Below are 16,473 nucleotides of genomic sequence, written 5' to 3' on the forward strand. Positions count from 1 at the left end.
TAAGGAGGAAACAGATGAGAGAGACAACTATGATGAACAAAAGGATATTTTATTTAATTGTAGGATTATGTGCAGTGATTATTATGTCATATTCATTAGAAGCATTTGCAAAGGCAAAGGATATAGGGCTATTTGAAAACTGGCTTAACAATCCTAACTTGAATATAGATAGAAGTCAAAGCATGGATGAAAGTTATTCACTTTATCTTACTACGATTTTATCTGTTTTCTTCATTAGAATTATAACCCCAGTGGCATTAAGTCTAAATACATACTTTGCTTTTATAAAACTTAAGGTTAATAAACTATTTATACTTATATGGACTATTTTAATTATTGGTTTATTTGCCCTTACATTAATAGGAGAGGCATATTTTTCACTTTTCCTTATTATCAGTGGAATTTGCTACTTAGGTATATTGGTTACTTTAATGTATTTATGGAAGGAAATTAATAATGAGAATAATATTAAAATTACAAGCAAGATACAGCAAGGTTAAAGGGGGAAGTAGTATTGAAAATATTAAGTAGGTATTTATATGATAATTTGGATAGAGAATATGAAAGAAAAAATTTATATTTAAAAGAAGTAGCTACCTTGCAAGAAAAAATTAAAGAATCAAGTAAAGAAGAAAAAGTTAAGCTTAATGCAGAGCTACAAGAAATAAAGAGAAATAAAAATAATAATAGTTATATAAAAAAGTTAAATGACTTTAAAGAAAAGGAAAAGTCACTTTTAAAGGAATTAGAAGAAAAATCAAAATCACTTAAAATTACTAATGGGACTTCTATTAAGAAGGTTGATGAGTTAGAAGTTAGATTATTTAAGGCTCATGAAAAAGAAAAATTTTATAAATCATATGTTGAATTAACTTATGATGCAGAACTTATTTATAAACAATGTAAAATAGAAATAGAACAAATTCCTCCAGTAATTGAATTTGCAAAGGAAAGCAAGAGAGAATTAGATGAAGCTAAAAAGGCTTTAGAAAAAATATCTCCAGAAGAAGAAAAGACTTTTAAGGAAGAATTTGATGCTTTTAAGATTCAGGAAAAGCAGCTATTAAAAGATAATATAAAAACTGTTAAATCTAGAACTAGTGAAGGTCTTATTTCTGATAAGGCAAAAGATGAATCTATTAAAAGATTAAAAAGAGTAACAAAGGAAAGAATCTTAGTTAAATCCTTTGAATCAAAAAAAAATTATTACTCAGAAATAGTAAAAAATAAAAAACATGAGTTAAGTAGGATTCTAAAACAAAAAATTAAAACTGTGAATATTAATGTATCAGATATTAGAAGAGTTGTACCAGTAGAAGTGGAAAAGACTGTTCCAATAGCATCATATATAACATTTTTATTCCCTGGACTTGGTCAACTGTTGAATAAACAGTACACAAAAGCGATTATAATGTTCTTAGCAACAATATATATATATGTAATTGCAATTCCATATGCTTTAGGTTTTGGTAACTATAGAGGTAACGGGATTGCGGGGCTTATTACTTTAGCAAAAGATGCAGGAAGATTAGATAGATCTATAATCTTTATGGTTGAAGGTATAGTGGCAGTAGTTTTCTTAACAATTGCATTGATTCTTATGATTTTATCCTTTAAAGATGCTAATAAAGTAGAGAAAGATACAATTAAAGGGGTAAGATATAGAGTTTGGTATGAAACTAAGCAAAGCTTATCAGAAGATGGATTACCATACTTAGTATCACTTCCAGCATTAATAATTATAGTGTTTATAGTTTTTGTTCCAGTGGCAACAACAATCCTTTTATCATTTACAGGAATGGATCCACAAAACCAAGCTAAATTTGGATGGGATGTACTAAGAAATTATAAGATGATTTTATTAGGACAAGGAATGGCAGGATCAATATTTTGGAAGATATTAGGTTGGACAATCATATGGACAATAGGAGCAACTTCATTAGGAATATTCCTTGGATTTGCATTAGCACTATTACTTAATAATGAAAGAATAAAAGGAAAAACATTCTTTAGATCAATTTATTTACTACCATGGGCAGTTCCAGCATTTATTACTATAATGTTCTTTAGTATTTTATCATCTCCAAATGGAGCTTTGACAGAATTATTAAGAGGAGTATTTGGGCCTGGCTTCCAGATAAAAAATGATCCTTTTGTAACAAAAGTAGTACTAATTTGCATTCAAGGATGGCTTGGAAGTTCATATATATTCTTATTAGCAACAGGAGTACTACAATCTATAAATAAAGAATTATATGAGGCAGCAGACATAGATGGAGCGAGTTCCCTTAGAAAGTTAACTAAGATAACAATTCCTCTAGTATTATTCCAAACAGCTCCATTACTAGTAGGACAATATACATTTAACTTTAATAACTTCTCTAATATATATTTATTTAACTCTGGAGGACCATTTAATCCAGTTTCATATGGTAACCTAGCTGGAGAAACAGATATTCTTATATCTTATATTTATAAGTTAACAATGGAAAATCAATATCAAGCATTAGGAGCTGCGATAACTATTTTAATTTCTATTGCTCTTATGATAGTTTCTTATATTGGATATAGAAATACTGATGCATTTAGGAAGGAGAAGTAGTAATGAGCATTTTTAATAAGAAAAAGAAAAATGATTTATATTTATCAGATAAGCCACCTTTAACAATGATGGGAAAAGTAGGGATTGGGATAACTTACGTAATCTTAATAATATGGGCATTACTAATTATAGTTCCTATCTCACAAATTATTATATCTTCTTTTAATGGTGTACAAGGGAAATACTTAATTTTAAATGATGGATTTGAATTTAGTTTAGAGCATTTCAGGCATTTGTTTAATGATACTTTGTATTTGAAATGGATGGCAAATACATTATATATAGGAATAGCTACAGCTATTTTAACAGTTATAGTAATATCATTTACTGGTTATGCTTATTCAAGATATAGATTTAAAGGTAAGAAGATGTCTCTTATGGCAATAATGTTAATTCAAACTATACCAACATTTGCAGGGATAACAGCATATTTTACAATGCACTCAATTGTAAGTGATGTAATTCCAGTCTTTAGTCGTCAAATGATGCTAATTCTAATATATGCTGGTGGAGGGATAGCAAGTAACACCTTTTTACTTAAAGGCTACTTAGATTCAATATCAACAGAGTTAGATGATGCAGCTAAAATTGATGGATGTTCAGGAATGCAAATATATAGGCTTATAATAATGCCAATAGCAAGACCAATGCTTGCAATAATTGCATTATGGTCATTTATAGGACCATTTATGGATTTCTTACTACCAAAAGTATTATTGACTTCACCAGAGGACTATACTTTAGCTGCTGGATTATTTACTTTAGTTAATGACGTAAGAACAATAAACGAACCAGCCTTTGCAGCAGGTGGTCTACTAACAGCAATTCCAATTGTAATATTATTCTTAGCACTACAAAAACAATTGGTATCAGGTCTTTCTAATGGTGCAACTAAAGGATAGGAGAGTGTAGATTATGAAAGTAACATTAAAGAATATAGGAAAGAAATATGAAAGCAGAGAAGAATTTACTTTAAGAAATATTAATCTTGAAATAGATGATAAAGATTTTTGTGTTATATTAGGACCTTCAGGTTGTGGTAAAACAACATTATTACGTATGATAGCTGGTTTAAACTCTATTACAGAAGGAGACTTGATCTTTGATGATAAGAGAGTTAATAAATTAGCATCTAAGGATAGAGATATAGCTATGGTATTTCAAAGTTACGCTCTATATCCACATATGACAGTTTATGATAATATGGCATTTTCTTTAAGCATGAGAAAAGAAAGAAAAAATATAATAAATGAGCGTGTAACAGAAGCAGCGAAACTTTTACAAATAGAACAATATTTACAGTCTAAGCCATCTGATATATCTGGTGGACAAAGACAGAGAGTTGCATTAGGAAGAGCTATTGTTAGAAAACCAAAGGTATTCCTAATGGATGAACCTCTATCTAACTTAGATGCGAAGCTTCGTGAGCATATGAGAATAGAGCTTGTTAGAATTCATAAACAAATGGAGACTACAACAATTTACGTAACTCATGACCAAGTTGAAGCAATGACAATGGCAACAAAGATCATACTTATGAATGATGGAAAGATTCAACAAGTAGGTAAGCCAACAGAGTTTTATGAAAGGCCTCAAAATATGTTTGTAGCAAGATTTATTGGATCTCCAACTATAAACATGATAAGAGGAAAAGTGAAGGATGGTAAGTTTATCTCTGAAGATGGAATAATAAAGGTTACACCTAATGAGATAGATAAAAAAGCCCTAAAAAATTATGATGGAAAAGATGTTTTCCTTGGAATTCGTTCTGAAAGATTTTTAAGTGGTAAAACTGAGGAATCCTTTGAAGGTATAATTGATGTTATCGAAGTATTAGGTAAAGAGAAAACTTTATTTGTAAAGCTTAAGAGTGGAAAAGACCTTAATATCACTGTACCAGGTCATTATAAATATGAAATGGGTGAATCTCATAACTTTGGATTAGATGTTGATGCATTACACTTCTTTGATGCTGAAACGCAAGAAAGAATTAATTAATGCATAATTGATAATGCGTAATGGATAATTGAGGATAAAACTCCTATGGAGTTTTTTAAATAATTTAATTTAGTAATTCTGTAAGAATTACATCAATAATTGTTAACTATTAATTGGTAACTATTAATTGCAAAGAAAGGGTTGCTTTGAAGGCAGCTCTTTCTTATTTTTTAGAAATTTGTAGCTGCTTTAAATTTTATAGTCTTTTTTATCTATCTTTTTAATATTTATAGATAATATAGGAAGTTTTAATCATATTAAATTAAATATACTAATTATTAAACAAATAGACTGAATATTCTGGAAAATACAAATAATATATGTTATTCTATAATTATCTTATAGCTTATAAAAAAGATTACTAAAGATGTTCTATGCACAGATGACTTTTAATTATTAAATAATATATAAGTTGTAGTGAAGTTTTTATAGTTATTAATTTATATTTCATATGAAAAATATCTCTAAAATGAAATTGTATATTCAACTTATATACAAAATAAAAATATATATGCTTTCAATTGATATGATTTATTTCAAAAATATTTTTTACTTAAGATTCTATAAGTATAAAAAATGCAGATTATTTATTGAAACATATATATGTATTAAAGCATAAGTAAAAATAGTTTCAAAAGCTAATTAGATATTAAATGAAAGGCAGGTGAAATCATAATATTTGTAAAAGTATTATGAGGTAATATGAAAAATTACACTATAAAAAATTTAAGGAATATTGGTTTAATAGGACATGGAGGATCAGGAAAGACATCTTTAATAGAAGCTTTGTTATTTCATACTGGAAATACAGATAGGTTAGGGAAAGTAGAAGATGGAACAACAGTTACAGATTTTGACCCAGAGGAAAAGAAAAGAAAGATTTCTCTTTCAGTAGCTATAGCTCCAATAGAATTTAATGAAACTAAAATTAATTTAGTAGATGTACCTGGATATTTCGATTTTTCAGGAGAAATGATTCAGGGAATGAGGGCAGTTGATATTGCAACTATATTAGTTTCTGGAGTTTCAGGAGTTAAAGTTGGAACAGAAAAGGCTTGGGATTATTGTAATAAAATAAAATTACCGAGATCATTCTTTATTAATAAATTAGATAGAGAAAACTCTAGTTATGACAAAACCTTGGCCCAGTTAAAAGAAAAGTTCGGAATAAGTGTAGTTCCAATACAATATCCAATAGGAAGTGAAGATAACTTCAAGGGTGTAATAAATGTAATATCTAAAAAAGCAAGAATACATGATGAAAAGACTAATGAAATAAGAGAAGTTGATGTTCCAGAAGAATTATTAGAAAAGATAGATGAATGTAAGAGAATGATAATGGAAGCAGTAGCAGAGACGAACGAGGAGCTTCTAGATAAATACTTTAGTGAAGGCGAATTAAGTGATGAAGAAATTTATAATGGATTAATAGAGGGATCAGCTAGTGGAGATATTGCACCTGTAATGTGTGGTAGTGCTTCTAAAGCAATAGGTATGAGATGTTTCCTTGAAGATGTAGTAGAATGCTTCCCATCACCTAAATACGCAATTCCGCAAAAGGCACTTGATGTTAAGAGGGATGAAGAGGTTTTCATAGGCCTTGATGAAAATAAGCCATTTTCAGCTTTAGTATTTAAAACTATAGCCGATCCATTTGTAGGTAAGATGTCTTTATTTAGAGTTGTTACTGGAAAATTATCTAATGAAATTACTGTAGTAAATGCTAATAAAGATAAAACTGAAAAGTTATCTAATATTTTCTTTATGAAAGGAAAGAGTCAAATACCTACTAAAGAAGTAGTAGCTGGAGATATAGCTGCGGTTGCAAAGCTTCAATATACTGAAACTGGAGATACCTTATGTGATATAAATAATAAAGTGATTTTTGATAAGATGAACTTCCCAAGGCCTAATATATCTATGGCAGTACTGCCTAAGGCTAAGGGGGATGAAGATAAAATATCATCTGCACTACAAAAGTTATTAGAAGAAGATCCTACATTCTCTGTAAATAGAGATACAGAAAATGCAGAGACAATAATATCTGGAGTAGGAGAAACTCATTTAGAAGTTATAGCTAGTAAACTTAAAAATAAATTTGGAGCAGAAGTTATATTAAGACTTCCAAAGATACCGTATAGAGAAACAATTAAGGGCATAGCAGATGTGCAAGGAAAACATAAAAAGCAATCTGGTGGTCATGGACAATATGGTGATGTAAAGATTAAGTTTGAACCTAGAAGAGATGGAGAGAGTGAATTAGAGTTTGTAGATAATGTAGTAGGTGGGGTTGTTCCTAGAAACTATATACCTGCTGTTGAAAAGGGTTTAAGAGAATGTATGGATAAAGGTGTTTTAGCAGGATATCCTGTAGTAGGATTAAGAGCTACCTTACATGATGGATCATATCACCCAGTAGACTCTTCAGAAATGGCATTTAAGCTTGCTACTTCTATTGCTTATAAGAAGGGTCTGGAACAAGCAAAACCTATATTATTAGAGCCTATTTTGAAGGTGGAAATTTTAGTGCCAGATGAATATATGGGAGATATTATAGGAGATATAAATAAGAGAAGAGGAAGAGTATTAGGAATGGAGCAAGAAGGAAATCTTCAAAAAGTAAATGCTGAAGTACCTCTTTCAGAAATGTTTAAATACTCAACGGATTTAAGATCAATGACTCAAGCAAGAGGAAGCTTTACAAGTGAGATTGAAAGATATGAAGAAGTTCCAGAACTTGAGGCTAAGAAGATTATAGAAGAGATTGTAAAAAATTAACTTAGGTTATTGTGAATAAATAGAAGAATAGTATGAAAAAATAATTAAGTATAAATGTTTCAATTAATAATATACGTTATTATAATTTTATATACTATTCAAATACAAATGAAAAGCTAGGAGGATTGCTATGCCAGACTATAGGATGGATATAAATGGTGAGCTTGGGCTTAGTGAATATAGTAATATCTTTGACTATATGGGAGTTGTAGATAAAAGAGATAATTTCACAATAACTTTAGATAACGCCAAAGAAGATAATATAAATATAATTACATCCATGCTTAAAGATAGTAAGTTTTCCATTATACACGAAGGTGTTGATGATAGTGGAAAGTACTGTATAAATGCTAATAAGCAGGAGTAGTAAAATAATTAATTATTAATTGGGCTGTCTTTGTGACAGCCCTTAATTTTGTTAAAGATATATAAAAAATTTTTATAATACAAATATTTATGGTAAAATATAGTATATTACTAACGGAAGGTGATTATAATGAAAGCAGAATTAATATCAATAGGAACTGAATTATTGTTAGGGGATATAGTAAATACAAATGCACAATTTTTAGCAAAGGAACTTGCAACTTTAGGGGTGGATGTATATCATCAATGTGTTATTGGCGATAATGAAGATAGAATATTACAAGGCTTTAAAGAAGCTTTTGATAGATGCGATATAATTATTACTACAGGAGGTCTTGGACCTACACAAGATGATTTAACTAAGGAGCTTGCTGCTAAATACTTTAATAAAGAAATGTACTTACATGAAGAATCTTTAGAGTGGATAGGAAGATACTTAAATATAAAAGATGAAGAAGTTCTAGAAGCTAATAAAAATCAAGCATATATTCCAGAGGGGGCAATAGTGCTACATAATGATAATGGAACAGCACCAGGGGTTATTATAGAAGAAGATAATAAGATTTTAATAATACTTCCAGGGCCTCCAAAAGAAATGAAGGCTATGTTTAGTAGTCATGTTGTTAAGTACCTTGAAAAGCTAACTGGTAAGGTAATTAAATCTAGGACATTAAGGATATTTGGAATTGGTGAAAGCATAATGGCAAAGAGGATTAATGATATTATTCAAAATAGTACTAATCCTACAGTAGCACCATATGCTAAGGATTATGAAGTAACATTAAGAGTAACAGCTAAGGAAGATTGCGAAGAAAAATGTGAAGCATTAATAGGACCAAAATGTGAAGAAATAAAATCAATTCTAGGTGAATATATTTATGGAGAAGGAGAAGAATCTTTAGATTTGGTTGTGGCTAAGTTAATATGTGAAAAGAAGCTGACAATAGCTACAGCAGAATCATGTACTGGTGGATTGATTGCTTCATCATTAGTTTCTTATCCTGGTATATCAGAAGTATTTATGGAAGGTGCAGTAACTTACTCAAATGAAGCTAAGGTAAGAAGGCTTGGAGTAAAGGAAGAAACTTTAAATAAGTATGGCGCAGTTAGTGAAGAAACAGCAAAAGAAATGGCTGAGGGTATAGCTAGGGAAGCTAATACAGATATAGGAATAGCTACTACAGGTATTGCAGGTCCAGGTGGCGGAACAGAAGAGAAACCAGTAGGATTAGTTTATGTTGGAGTATTTATTAAAGGAAAGACTATAGTTGAAAAATTAAATCTATCAGGAAATAGAGAAGCTGTTAGAAGGAAGGCAACTATGAATGCCTTAAATATATTAAGAAAAGAATTAATAAGGAATTATTAAAAAGAAATAATCCCCTTAACTCTTTACGAATAAGGGGATTATTTCTTTATATAAATAAAATGGGGGAGAGGCGATTAACTGTGGAAACTTTCTCGCTTCATTTATAATTATGTACAGTATCAATGTCTTTTATACAGTAAAATGTGATTATTATAAATTTTAGATTAATTAACTTAATTAAGTGAAAGGAGAAAATATGAGTAAGGTATTAAGATCTAGTTTATATTTTTTATTTATATTAGTAGCGCAGGCTTTAGGGCCGAGTTTTCTAATATTATTATATAGAATGTTAGGAATCTCAGATCCTAAGCTAATATTATTTTTGAATCATCTTATTATATTAATAATACCAGCTATAATATTCTTACTAATAAGTAAGGAGCCAGCAAAGAAGACATTAAGGTTAAATAAGTTACATTGGCAAGACACCCTACTAGTTATATTATTAGGATTTGTGGTACAACCAGTTATGACTTTTTTTTCTCTTATTACAGTATTTTTCTTTAATAATAATGCTGGAGAATTTATGGGGAGTATTGTTTCAGCACCATACCCATTATTATTAGCAGTAATGGCATTATTACCAACTATATCAGAAGAAATTACACTAAGAGGAATAATCTTATCAGGATATAATAATAAAAATAGATATGTTGCAGCAGCTATTACAGGTCTATTCTTTGGAATATTACATTTAGATCCTCAGCAATTTTTATATACAGCAGCTTTAGGATTTATTTTTGCTTTAGTAGTAAGAATTACAGGTAGTATTTATTCTTCTATGATAATGCATTTTATAATTAATGGTACATCAGTTACTATGTTAAAGATAACAGAATTAATAAAAAATGTATTACCTATATCAAATGAAACTGCAGAAACTACACTTAAGAATATAAGTTCATCAGAGAAATTATTTTTATTTATATTTTACGGAACTATAGCTATAATATTTTCTGTTTTTGTTTTCTTAATAATCTATTGGTTAGATAAGATAAATAAAAAGAGAGTATTAACAAGTGGCTTAGAAGAGGTAGCTGAATTTAATAATGAAAATAAACCTGTTAAGAAAGAAAGAGTAATTAATATTCCAGTTATACTGGCAATAGTATTTTATATAGGATTGATGATTTTAGTAAATTAAAAATAAGGCTGCTAATTAAAGGCAGCCTTATTTTCAATTTCTTGATACAGAAGAACTATTACTATAAAATATAGAGATGTCTTTTGAATTAATCCAGCCCCTACAATTAATATCATCGCTACTAGGTAAGTTTACATAAAACCAAGTTTCGTTGTAGCAATCAGCACAATCTAAAACTCCAGCTTCAATAGAAGAAATAGTAGTTCTTAGAACTATTGAAGAGTTAAGGGGAGATAAGTATAAATTACTATTCGGTTTTATAGAACAGGATTTATAAGTAGGGATGAAAAATTTAACTATAACTTTTTCAGAATTTATCCTTTTATTACTATTATAACTACTATAAGATTTTCTTTGGGAAATCATTAATTGTTTTCTTAATAGCTCTATCTTTTTATTATAGTAATAGTAGGTAAATAACAAAGCTGAGATTAATAAGATAAATATAAAATACTTCATAAATAACTCCAAGTAGTACTATAGTGTATTATATTTATTAATAAATATAAAAATAACTATTTTTAAAAATAGTATTATTAAACATTGACAATTTGTGAAAAATTTATTAAAATATATATCGTTGAGGCTCGATAGCTCAGTCGGTAGAGCAGAGGACTGAAAATCCTCGTGTCCCTGGTTCGATTCCTGGTCGAGCCACCAGGTAAGGGTTGTCTTAGACAACCCTTAATTAATAACTAGAAATGAATTGTTTAGTATAGAATTAATTAAAGATTATTAAGAATAAGTATAGTAAAAACTCTTTTTAAGGGTTTTTTTATTTTGCTTTTTTTAGAAAATTATATTTTACAAGTTAATGAATTTTATACAAAAGGTTATAAAAAACCTATAAAAGTTTTAAAAAATAAATAATAAAGTATTAAATAACCCTTTACAAGTTATAATAGATGATATATAATAAAAATATATTTAATCATACCTTAAGTTTTCGTTAAGAATTATTTAAGAAGTGCCTATTATAATATAGTGTATAAAGTATAAAAGGGGTGTTACAGTTTTGGAAAAGTTAATTTTATCAGATCAGGATTATGATTACTTGGCAAAAGGAATAGCTCTAGGAGCTGGAATAGGAATATTATTAGGGTTTTTTATTGATAATATTATATTAACTTTTTCAGCTGGATCAGTTATAGGTATAATATCAGCATTAGGATATTCTTTTTATAAAAATCTTAAGAGAAAACAAAGGTAAAATAGCTAATAAGTAAATTAATATAGATTCCCCAAAAAATTGTGTTTTAAATAAAGCTGTTACAGAAAGGTAGCAGCTTTATTTTTTTATAAAATGTAAAATAAGCTTGACATTAAATGTAAAGCAAGCTATACTAAAGATGTAAAGGGTGCTTTACAAAACTGGAGGTGATAAATTGCGAACTAAGATACAGGAATTAAGAAAAGAGCGTAAAATTACGCAAAGTGAACTAGCTGACGCCCTAGATGTTACTAGGCAAACAATAATTTCCTTAGAAAGTGGTAAATATAAAGCCTCGTTAGTTCTTGCACATAAGATAGCTCAATATTTTGAATTAAGAATAGAAGATGTATTTATTTTTGAGGGAGATGAGAATTTATGTTAGGAATTTTTTGTGGTAATGAATGTAGTACTAATGAAGAATATAAAGGATTTATAAAGAAAAGAATTGTATGTTTTATTGGAGTTATAATTCTTGGTGTAATTACTTTGATAGTTACTTTTTTAGGAAATAAAATATTTAGCGGAAGCATTAGCGAAAAAATGCTAGGGGTATATACTGGATTTGGCTCTGGATTAATATTTGCAGGGGCAATACTTTTAATTAAAAATAGTGTACTTCTAAAAAATGAGGAAAAGTTAAGAAAAAGTCATATTGAAAATACAGATGAGAGAAATAAAGAAATAAGTTTAAAAGCCACAAGAGTTGCCTTAGGTGTCATGTTAGTAACTATGTATTTAGTAGCTTTAATTGGAGGGTTATGGTATCCAGAGCTTACGAAAATATTATTAATATTAGTAGGTATTTTTCTATTAGCATACTTAATAGCTTATAAAGCTATTTCAAGAAAGATATAAGGGAAGTGAAGATTTGTGAAGAAGTTAAATAATTATCTTTTATTTGGTCTGCTTATAAATTCATTCTGGTTAGCATCAAGATATTTATTTCCTCTACCTGAATTTATAAATGGATTTTCTGTGGGATTAAGTATCACATTGATTCTATGGGGAGCTTATATTGAAAGTCATGATATAAGCAAGATAAAAGATTTTAAAAGAAAAGTTTTACTACGAATAAAAAATTAATGAATTAAAGGAAGTGGATTTACACTTCCTTTAATTTTTAAAGCTTTAAGTGAGATCCGTCACAATATGGTGGAGTTTTAGTATGATTACAAGCACATAATTTTGCCTTTCCAGTCTTTTTGGCTACAAAAGACAATGGGACGAAGTCAGTTCCTATATGAGCACCATTGCAGAATGGAATATTAGAACTTTTTCCACATGAGCACCATAAATAAGTTTCATTTTCTTTAAGATCTACTAAAATTGGAGTTTTCTTTGCAATTAAAGATTTATCCATAGCAACTTCTTCAGTAGATTCTTTAAGAAGCTTATCATATTCCTCCTTTATTTCATCAGCTAAGCCTTGATCTTGCTTAGCAACATTAACTATGTACATTAGAGTACTTCCAGGGAAGATAACGTCTTTTTGTAAATATGTAATTTCTAAAGATTTTCTGGCAAGAGATATTATACAATTGTCGTTATGTTCTAAATTACATTCTTTACATACTCGGCAGATGCTTGCTATGCTTTTTGCAATAAGAGTCTTATTATATAATTTAGTATCATTTTTTGGAATCATCTTTAAGCCATCTTCTATATATTGATTTCCTTTTACCTTAGCAGTTTCTGCAGCATTTTTAGCAAAACCTATATTACATTTTGATGGTATACATTCAGGGGTATTATAAAATTTACATTCAAAGCAAATATCATTTAGATTTTCTTCGATTTTTTCATAGAAGTTCATTTGCATCCTCCTTTATTTTAAGTTTAAATTATAAAGTTAATAACTTAATATTGTAATTGACGTATTACAAGAAATATATATATATTATACCATAATTAGACATAAGAATAATGACTTAAGTAACTTAATAGATTAAAGTAAGGTAATAAATATAGTTTATTGATAAGCGCTGTATAATGTAATAAAGCTAAGATAAAATTAAGTTTAAGAAAATCTTTTCTTATAAATAAAATAGATACAAATACAATTAATGTATTGACTTAGAGTTAACTCCAACTAGTAGAATAATAATATATAGTATTGGGAAGTAAGGAGATGGAAATATGAGAAAAATATTATATTTAATGAGACATGGACAAACACTATTTAATGCAAGAAGAAAGGTACAAGGGTTTTGTGATTCACCTCTTACAGAAGAGGGAATAAGACAAGCTAAGGTTGCAGGAGAATACTTCAAAGATATTGAAATTGATCATTTTTATTCTTCAACTCAAGAAAGAGCTTGCGATACTTTAGAGATTATAACTGATAATAAAGTTCCATATGTAAGATTAAAAGGATTAAAAGAAATGAATTTTGGAATGTTTGAGGGGGAGAGTGAAGATTTAAACCCTAAAGGACCAAAGGAGTATGAAACATTTTTTGTTTCATATGGTGGTGAGTCTTCAAATGCTGTAAGAGATAGAATGGTAAAGACTTGTAGAGAAATAATGGAAAAAGAAGATCATAAAGTTGTTTTAGCAGTGTCTCATGGAGGTGCATGTTTTAACTTTTTAAAAGCATGGCAAGACCCTGCAGAGGAGCTTGAAAAGGGATTCCCAAACTGTAGTATTTTTAAGTATGAATATCAAGATAAAAAGTTTAAGCTGTTAGAGGTTATAAGGCCAGAGGTATAAAATATTGATTGCCTGAATGTATGTAAGTAAGTATTAAATAAGCTCTTTATCTATATAGAAAATATTTCAAATTACTGTATAATAAAATTAGAATAGATAAGTTGTTTTAAAGATTTCATATTTAGTGAGCTTTATTTCCTTTTAAAAATATTTTAAATATGGAGTTATATCGACAGCTTATATAAAAATTTAAAAACTATATGCTTTCAAATTATATAGCTTAATATAAAAGTGATTTTTAATTTAAATTTTATAATACTATAAGATGTAATTTATTTATTGAAACATATATAGAGGAGGAACTAATATGATTAGACATATTGTATCTTGGAATTATAGAGAAGACCTATCTAAGGAAGAGAATTATAAGAATGCTAGAAAAGTAAAGGAAGATTTAGAAGGATTAAAGGATAAAATAGAAGGAATAAAATTTATAGAAGTAATTATAGATCCTATAAAATCTTGTACTGCTGACGTTATTTTAATAAGTGAATTTGAAACAATGAAAGAATTAGATTACTATCAAGTTCATGATGAGCATGTAAAAGTAGGAAAGTTTATACGTGCTAATTTAACTAATAGACAATGCATTGATTATGAGTTTTAAAATAAGTATAATAATACCCCTAGTAAAGTAGTTACTAGGGGTTAATTTATTAGAAATCAGATTGTCCTGTAGTTCTTGGGAATGGAATTACGTCTCTGATATTTGACATACCTGTAATATACATGATAAGTCTTTCGAAGCCTAATCCAAATCCAGCATGCTTAGTTTCTCCGTATTTTCTAAGTTCTAAATACCACCAATAGTCTTCTTCTTTAAGACCTAGTTCAGACATTCTCTTAGTTAATACATCGATTCTTTCTTCTCTTTGGCTTCCTCCAATAAGTTCTCCGATTCCAGGAACTAATAGGTCAGTTGCAGCAACTGTCTTTCCATCATCGTTTAATCTCATATAGAAAGCTTTTATATCCTTAGGATAATCAGTTACGAAAACTGGTTTCTTAAAGTGTTCTTCAGTAAGATATCTTTCATGCTCTGTTTGTAAGTCGATTCCCCATTCTACTGGATATTCAAACTTCTTATCTGCTTTCTTTAAGATTTCAACTGCTTCAGTATAAGTTACTTTACCGAAGTTAGATGAAACAACATGGTTTAATCTATCTAAGATACCTTTATCAATAAATTGGTTAAAGAATGCCATTTCTTCTGGACATTCAGCTAAAACATATTCTAAAACATATTTAAGCATATCTTCAGCTAATTCCATATCGTCTTGTAAGTCAGCAAAAGCTATTTCAGGCTCTATCATCCAGAACTCAGCAGCGTGTCTAGCTGTGTTTGAATTTTCTGCTCTAAAAGTAGGTCCAAATGTATAAATGTTTCTAAATGCTAATGCATAACATTCACCATTTAATTGTCCTGATACAGTAAGGTTAGTTTCTTTACCGAAGAAATCTTCCTTAAAGTCAATAGCTCCATCTTCAGTCTTTGGTACATTGTTCATATCTAAAGTAGTTACTCTAAACATTTCACCAGCACCTTCAGCATCACTTCCAGTTAAAATTGGTGTGTGAGTGTATACAAATCCTCTTTCTTGGAAGAACTTGTGGATTGCATAAGCAGCTACTGAACGAACTCTAAATACAGCTGAAAAAGCATTACTTCTTGGTCTTAAGTGAGCTATAGTTCTTAAATACTCAAAGCTATGTCTCTTCTTTTGAAGAGGATAGTCTGAATTAGATAATCCTTCTATTATTACTTCTTTAGCTTGAATTTCAAAAGGTTGCTTAGCTTCAGGAGTAGCAACTAAAGTTCCTACAACAGTTATTGATGAACTGATAGGTAATTTAGAAACTTCTTTAAAGTTTTCAATTTTGTTATCAAAAACAACTTGAATATTCTTAAAGAAAGTACCATCATTTACTTCAATAAATCCAAAAGCATTAGATGCTCTTAATGTTCTTATCCATCCAGAGATTGTTACTTCTTTAGATAAGTATTCTTCTTGATTTCTATAAAGAGATTTTACATAGATTACTTTACTCATTTTTTTTCCTCCTAGTTAAAATATTTATAAAAAATTCTAAAGGTAATATGGCCTCAGATTTTTTTTTGCTAATTAAAAAAGTGTATAAAAAAACCTCTCATCCCCAAAATAAGGGACGAAAGGATATTCGCGGTACCACCCAAATTGCTATAAATAGCCACTCATTAGACACATATAATGTCATTCAAGTAAATAACGGCCTGAATCCGTCTAAGTCTACTTAAGTGATACAAAAATAATCAC

17 protein-coding genes, 1 tRNA gene and 1 other annotated feature (1 of these 19 only partly in view) are annotated in these 16,473 nt (G+C 28.9%); of the genes, 15 read left to right on the forward strand and 3 right to left on the reverse strand.

The window, feature by feature from the left end; genetic code table 11:
• The first annotated feature begins 14 nt into the window (after window positions 1-14).
• From E5347_RS15295 to E5347_RS15330, 8 genes are all read left to right on the forward strand, one after another.
• Complete coding sequence (locus E5347_RS15295) at window positions 15-500, forward strand: hypothetical protein (RefSeq protein ID WP_136008096.1); 486 nt, start codon at window positions 15-17, stop codon at window positions 498-500.
• A gap of 14 nt (window positions 501-514) precedes the next feature.
• Window positions 515-2,602, forward strand: coding sequence for a carbohydrate ABC transporter permease (locus tag E5347_RS15300; RefSeq protein ID WP_207670499.1), 2,088 nt, complete (start codon window positions 515-517; stop codon window positions 2,600-2,602).
• Window positions 2,603-2,604: 2 nt separating this feature from the next.
• Window positions 2,605-3,504, forward strand: a complete 900-nt coding sequence (locus E5347_RS15305; protein WP_243109799.1) for a sugar ABC transporter permease — start codon at window positions 2,605-2,607, stop codon at window positions 3,502-3,504.
• 10 nt (window positions 3,505-3,514) lie between these two features.
• Complete coding sequence (locus E5347_RS15310) at window positions 3,515-4,600, forward strand: ABC transporter ATP-binding protein (RefSeq protein ID WP_207670500.1); 1,086 nt, start codon at window positions 3,515-3,517, stop codon at window positions 4,598-4,600.
• Between the two features lie 702 nt (window positions 4,601-5,302).
• On the forward strand, window positions 5,303-7,378 hold the full coding sequence (gene fusA, locus E5347_RS15315) for an elongation factor G (RefSeq protein ID WP_136008098.1): 2,076 nt from the start codon (window positions 5,303-5,305) through the stop codon (window positions 7,376-7,378).
• 130 nt (window positions 7,379-7,508) lie between these two features.
• Window positions 7,509-7,745, forward strand: coding sequence for a hypothetical protein (locus E5347_RS15320; protein WP_136008099.1), 237 nt, complete (start codon window positions 7,509-7,511; stop codon window positions 7,743-7,745).
• A 129-nt stretch (window positions 7,746-7,874) separates the two neighbouring features.
• Window positions 7,875-9,113, forward strand: coding sequence for a competence/damage-inducible protein A (locus E5347_RS15325; RefSeq protein WP_136008100.1), 1,239 nt, complete (start codon window positions 7,875-7,877; stop codon window positions 9,111-9,113).
• Between the two features lie 196 nt (window positions 9,114-9,309).
• Entirely contained in the window at window positions 9,310-10,257 is a 948-nt protein-coding gene (locus E5347_RS15330) for a CPBP family intramembrane glutamic endopeptidase (RefSeq protein ID WP_136008101.1), read from the forward strand.
• Window positions 10,258-10,290: 33 nt separating this feature from the next.
• Here the strand turns inward: E5347_RS15330 and E5347_RS15335 are convergent, their stop codons facing one another.
• On the reverse strand, window positions 10,291-10,716 hold the full coding sequence (locus E5347_RS15335; protein ID WP_136008102.1) for a hypothetical protein: 426 nt from the start codon (window positions 10,714-10,716) through the stop codon (window positions 10,291-10,293).
• A gap of 125 nt (window positions 10,717-10,841) precedes the next feature.
• Between E5347_RS15335 and E5347_RS15340 the strand changes: the two genes are divergently transcribed.
• The 5 genes from E5347_RS15340 to E5347_RS15360 all read left to right on the forward strand — a co-directional run bounded on the left by E5347_RS15340 (window position 10,842) and on the right by E5347_RS15360 (window position 12,553).
• Window positions 10,842-10,917, forward strand: a tRNA-Phe gene (locus E5347_RS15340).
• A 355-nt stretch (window positions 10,918-11,272) separates the two neighbouring features.
• The gene (locus E5347_RS15345) at window positions 11,273-11,467 is read left to right on the forward strand and encodes a hypothetical protein (protein ID WP_136008103.1); all 195 of its coding nucleotides are present in this window, start codon (window positions 11,273-11,275) and stop codon (window positions 11,465-11,467) included.
• Between the two features lie 175 nt (window positions 11,468-11,642).
• Window positions 11,643-11,852, forward strand: coding sequence for a helix-turn-helix transcriptional regulator (locus tag E5347_RS15350; RefSeq protein ID WP_136008104.1), 210 nt, complete (start codon window positions 11,643-11,645; stop codon window positions 11,850-11,852).
• On the forward strand, window positions 11,846-12,325 hold the full coding sequence (locus E5347_RS15355) for a DUF6442 family protein (RefSeq protein ID WP_136008105.1): 480 nt from the start codon (window positions 11,846-11,848) through the stop codon (window positions 12,323-12,325). Before E5347_RS15350 ends, E5347_RS15355 begins: the two co-directional genes overlap by 7 nt.
• 15 nt (window positions 12,326-12,340) lie before the next feature.
• Entirely contained in the window at window positions 12,341-12,553 is a 213-nt protein-coding gene (locus E5347_RS15360) for a hypothetical protein (RefSeq protein ID WP_136008106.1), read from the forward strand.
• A gap of 37 nt (window positions 12,554-12,590) precedes the next feature.
• On the opposite strand, the gene E5347_RS17130 is transcribed toward E5347_RS15360, so the two are convergent.
• Window positions 12,591-13,283 carry a CDGSH iron-sulfur domain-containing protein gene (locus tag E5347_RS17130; protein WP_243109800.1) on the reverse strand — a complete coding sequence of 231 codons (693 nt, stop codon included), beginning with the start codon at window positions 13,281-13,283 and terminating at the stop codon, window positions 12,591-12,593.
• 323 nt (window positions 13,284-13,606) lie between these two features.
• Between E5347_RS17130 and E5347_RS15370 the strand changes: the two genes are divergently transcribed.
• Both E5347_RS15370 and E5347_RS15375 read left to right on the forward strand, forming a co-directional pair.
• Complete coding sequence (locus E5347_RS15370; RefSeq protein ID WP_136008107.1) at window positions 13,607-14,179, forward strand: histidine phosphatase family protein; 573 nt, start codon at window positions 13,607-13,609, stop codon at window positions 14,177-14,179.
• Between the two features lie 307 nt (window positions 14,180-14,486).
• Window positions 14,487-14,786 (forward strand): Dabb family protein, encoded by a 300-nt coding sequence (locus tag E5347_RS15375; RefSeq protein ID WP_136008108.1) that lies wholly within the window; start codon window positions 14,487-14,489, stop codon window positions 14,784-14,786.
• Between the two features lie 49 nt (window positions 14,787-14,835).
• On the opposite strand, the gene asnS is transcribed toward E5347_RS15375, so the two are convergent.
• Complete coding sequence (gene asnS / locus E5347_RS15380; protein ID WP_136008109.1) at window positions 14,836-16,230, reverse strand: asparagine--tRNA ligase; 1,395 nt, start codon at window positions 16,228-16,230, stop codon at window positions 14,836-14,838.
• A 108-nt stretch (window positions 16,231-16,338) separates the two neighbouring features.
• Window positions 16,339-16,473: a binding site (T-box leader), on the reverse strand; it runs 116 nt beyond the window's last position.

Source organism: Clostridium sartagoforme (genome assembly GCF_004794105.1).
Lineage (GTDB): Bacteria > Bacillota > Clostridia > Clostridiales > Clostridiaceae > Clostridium > Clostridium sartagoforme_B.

Coding starts and splice junctions, on each gene's coding strand:
- E5347_RS15305 (WP_243109799.1), top strand. CDS start 2,605: ATGAGCATTTTTAATAAGAAAAAGAAAAATGATTTATATTTATCAGAT.
- E5347_RS15295 (WP_136008096.1), top strand. CDS start 15: ATGAGAGAGACAACTATGATGAACAAAAGGATATTTTATTTAATTGTA.
- E5347_RS15330 (WP_136008101.1), top strand. CDS start 9,310: ATGAGTAAGGTATTAAGATCTAGTTTATATTTTTTATTTATATTAGTA.
- fusA (WP_136008098.1), top strand. CDS start 5,303: ATGAAAAATTACACTATAAAAAATTTAAGGAATATTGGTTTAATAGGA.
- E5347_RS17130 (WP_243109800.1), bottom strand. CDS start 13,283: ATGAACTTCTATGAAAAAATCGAAGAAAATCTAAATGATATTTGCTTT.
- asnS (WP_136008109.1), bottom strand. CDS start 16,230: ATGAGTAAAGTAATCTATGTAAAATCTCTTTATAGAAATCAAGAAGAA.
- E5347_RS15375 (WP_136008108.1), top strand. CDS start 14,487: ATGATTAGACATATTGTATCTTGGAATTATAGAGAAGACCTATCTAAG.
- E5347_RS15355 (WP_136008105.1), top strand. CDS start 11,846: ATGTTAGGAATTTTTTGTGGTAATGAATGTAGTACTAATGAAGAATAT.
- E5347_RS15370 (WP_136008107.1), top strand. CDS start 13,607: ATGAGAAAAATATTATATTTAATGAGACATGGACAAACACTATTTAAT.
- E5347_RS15320 (WP_136008099.1), top strand. CDS start 7,509: ATGCCAGACTATAGGATGGATATAAATGGTGAGCTTGGGCTTAGTGAA.
- E5347_RS15325 (WP_136008100.1), top strand. CDS start 7,875: ATGAAAGCAGAATTAATATCAATAGGAACTGAATTATTGTTAGGGGAT.
- E5347_RS15335 (WP_136008102.1), bottom strand. CDS start 10,716: ATGAAGTATTTTATATTTATCTTATTAATCTCAGCTTTGTTATTTACC.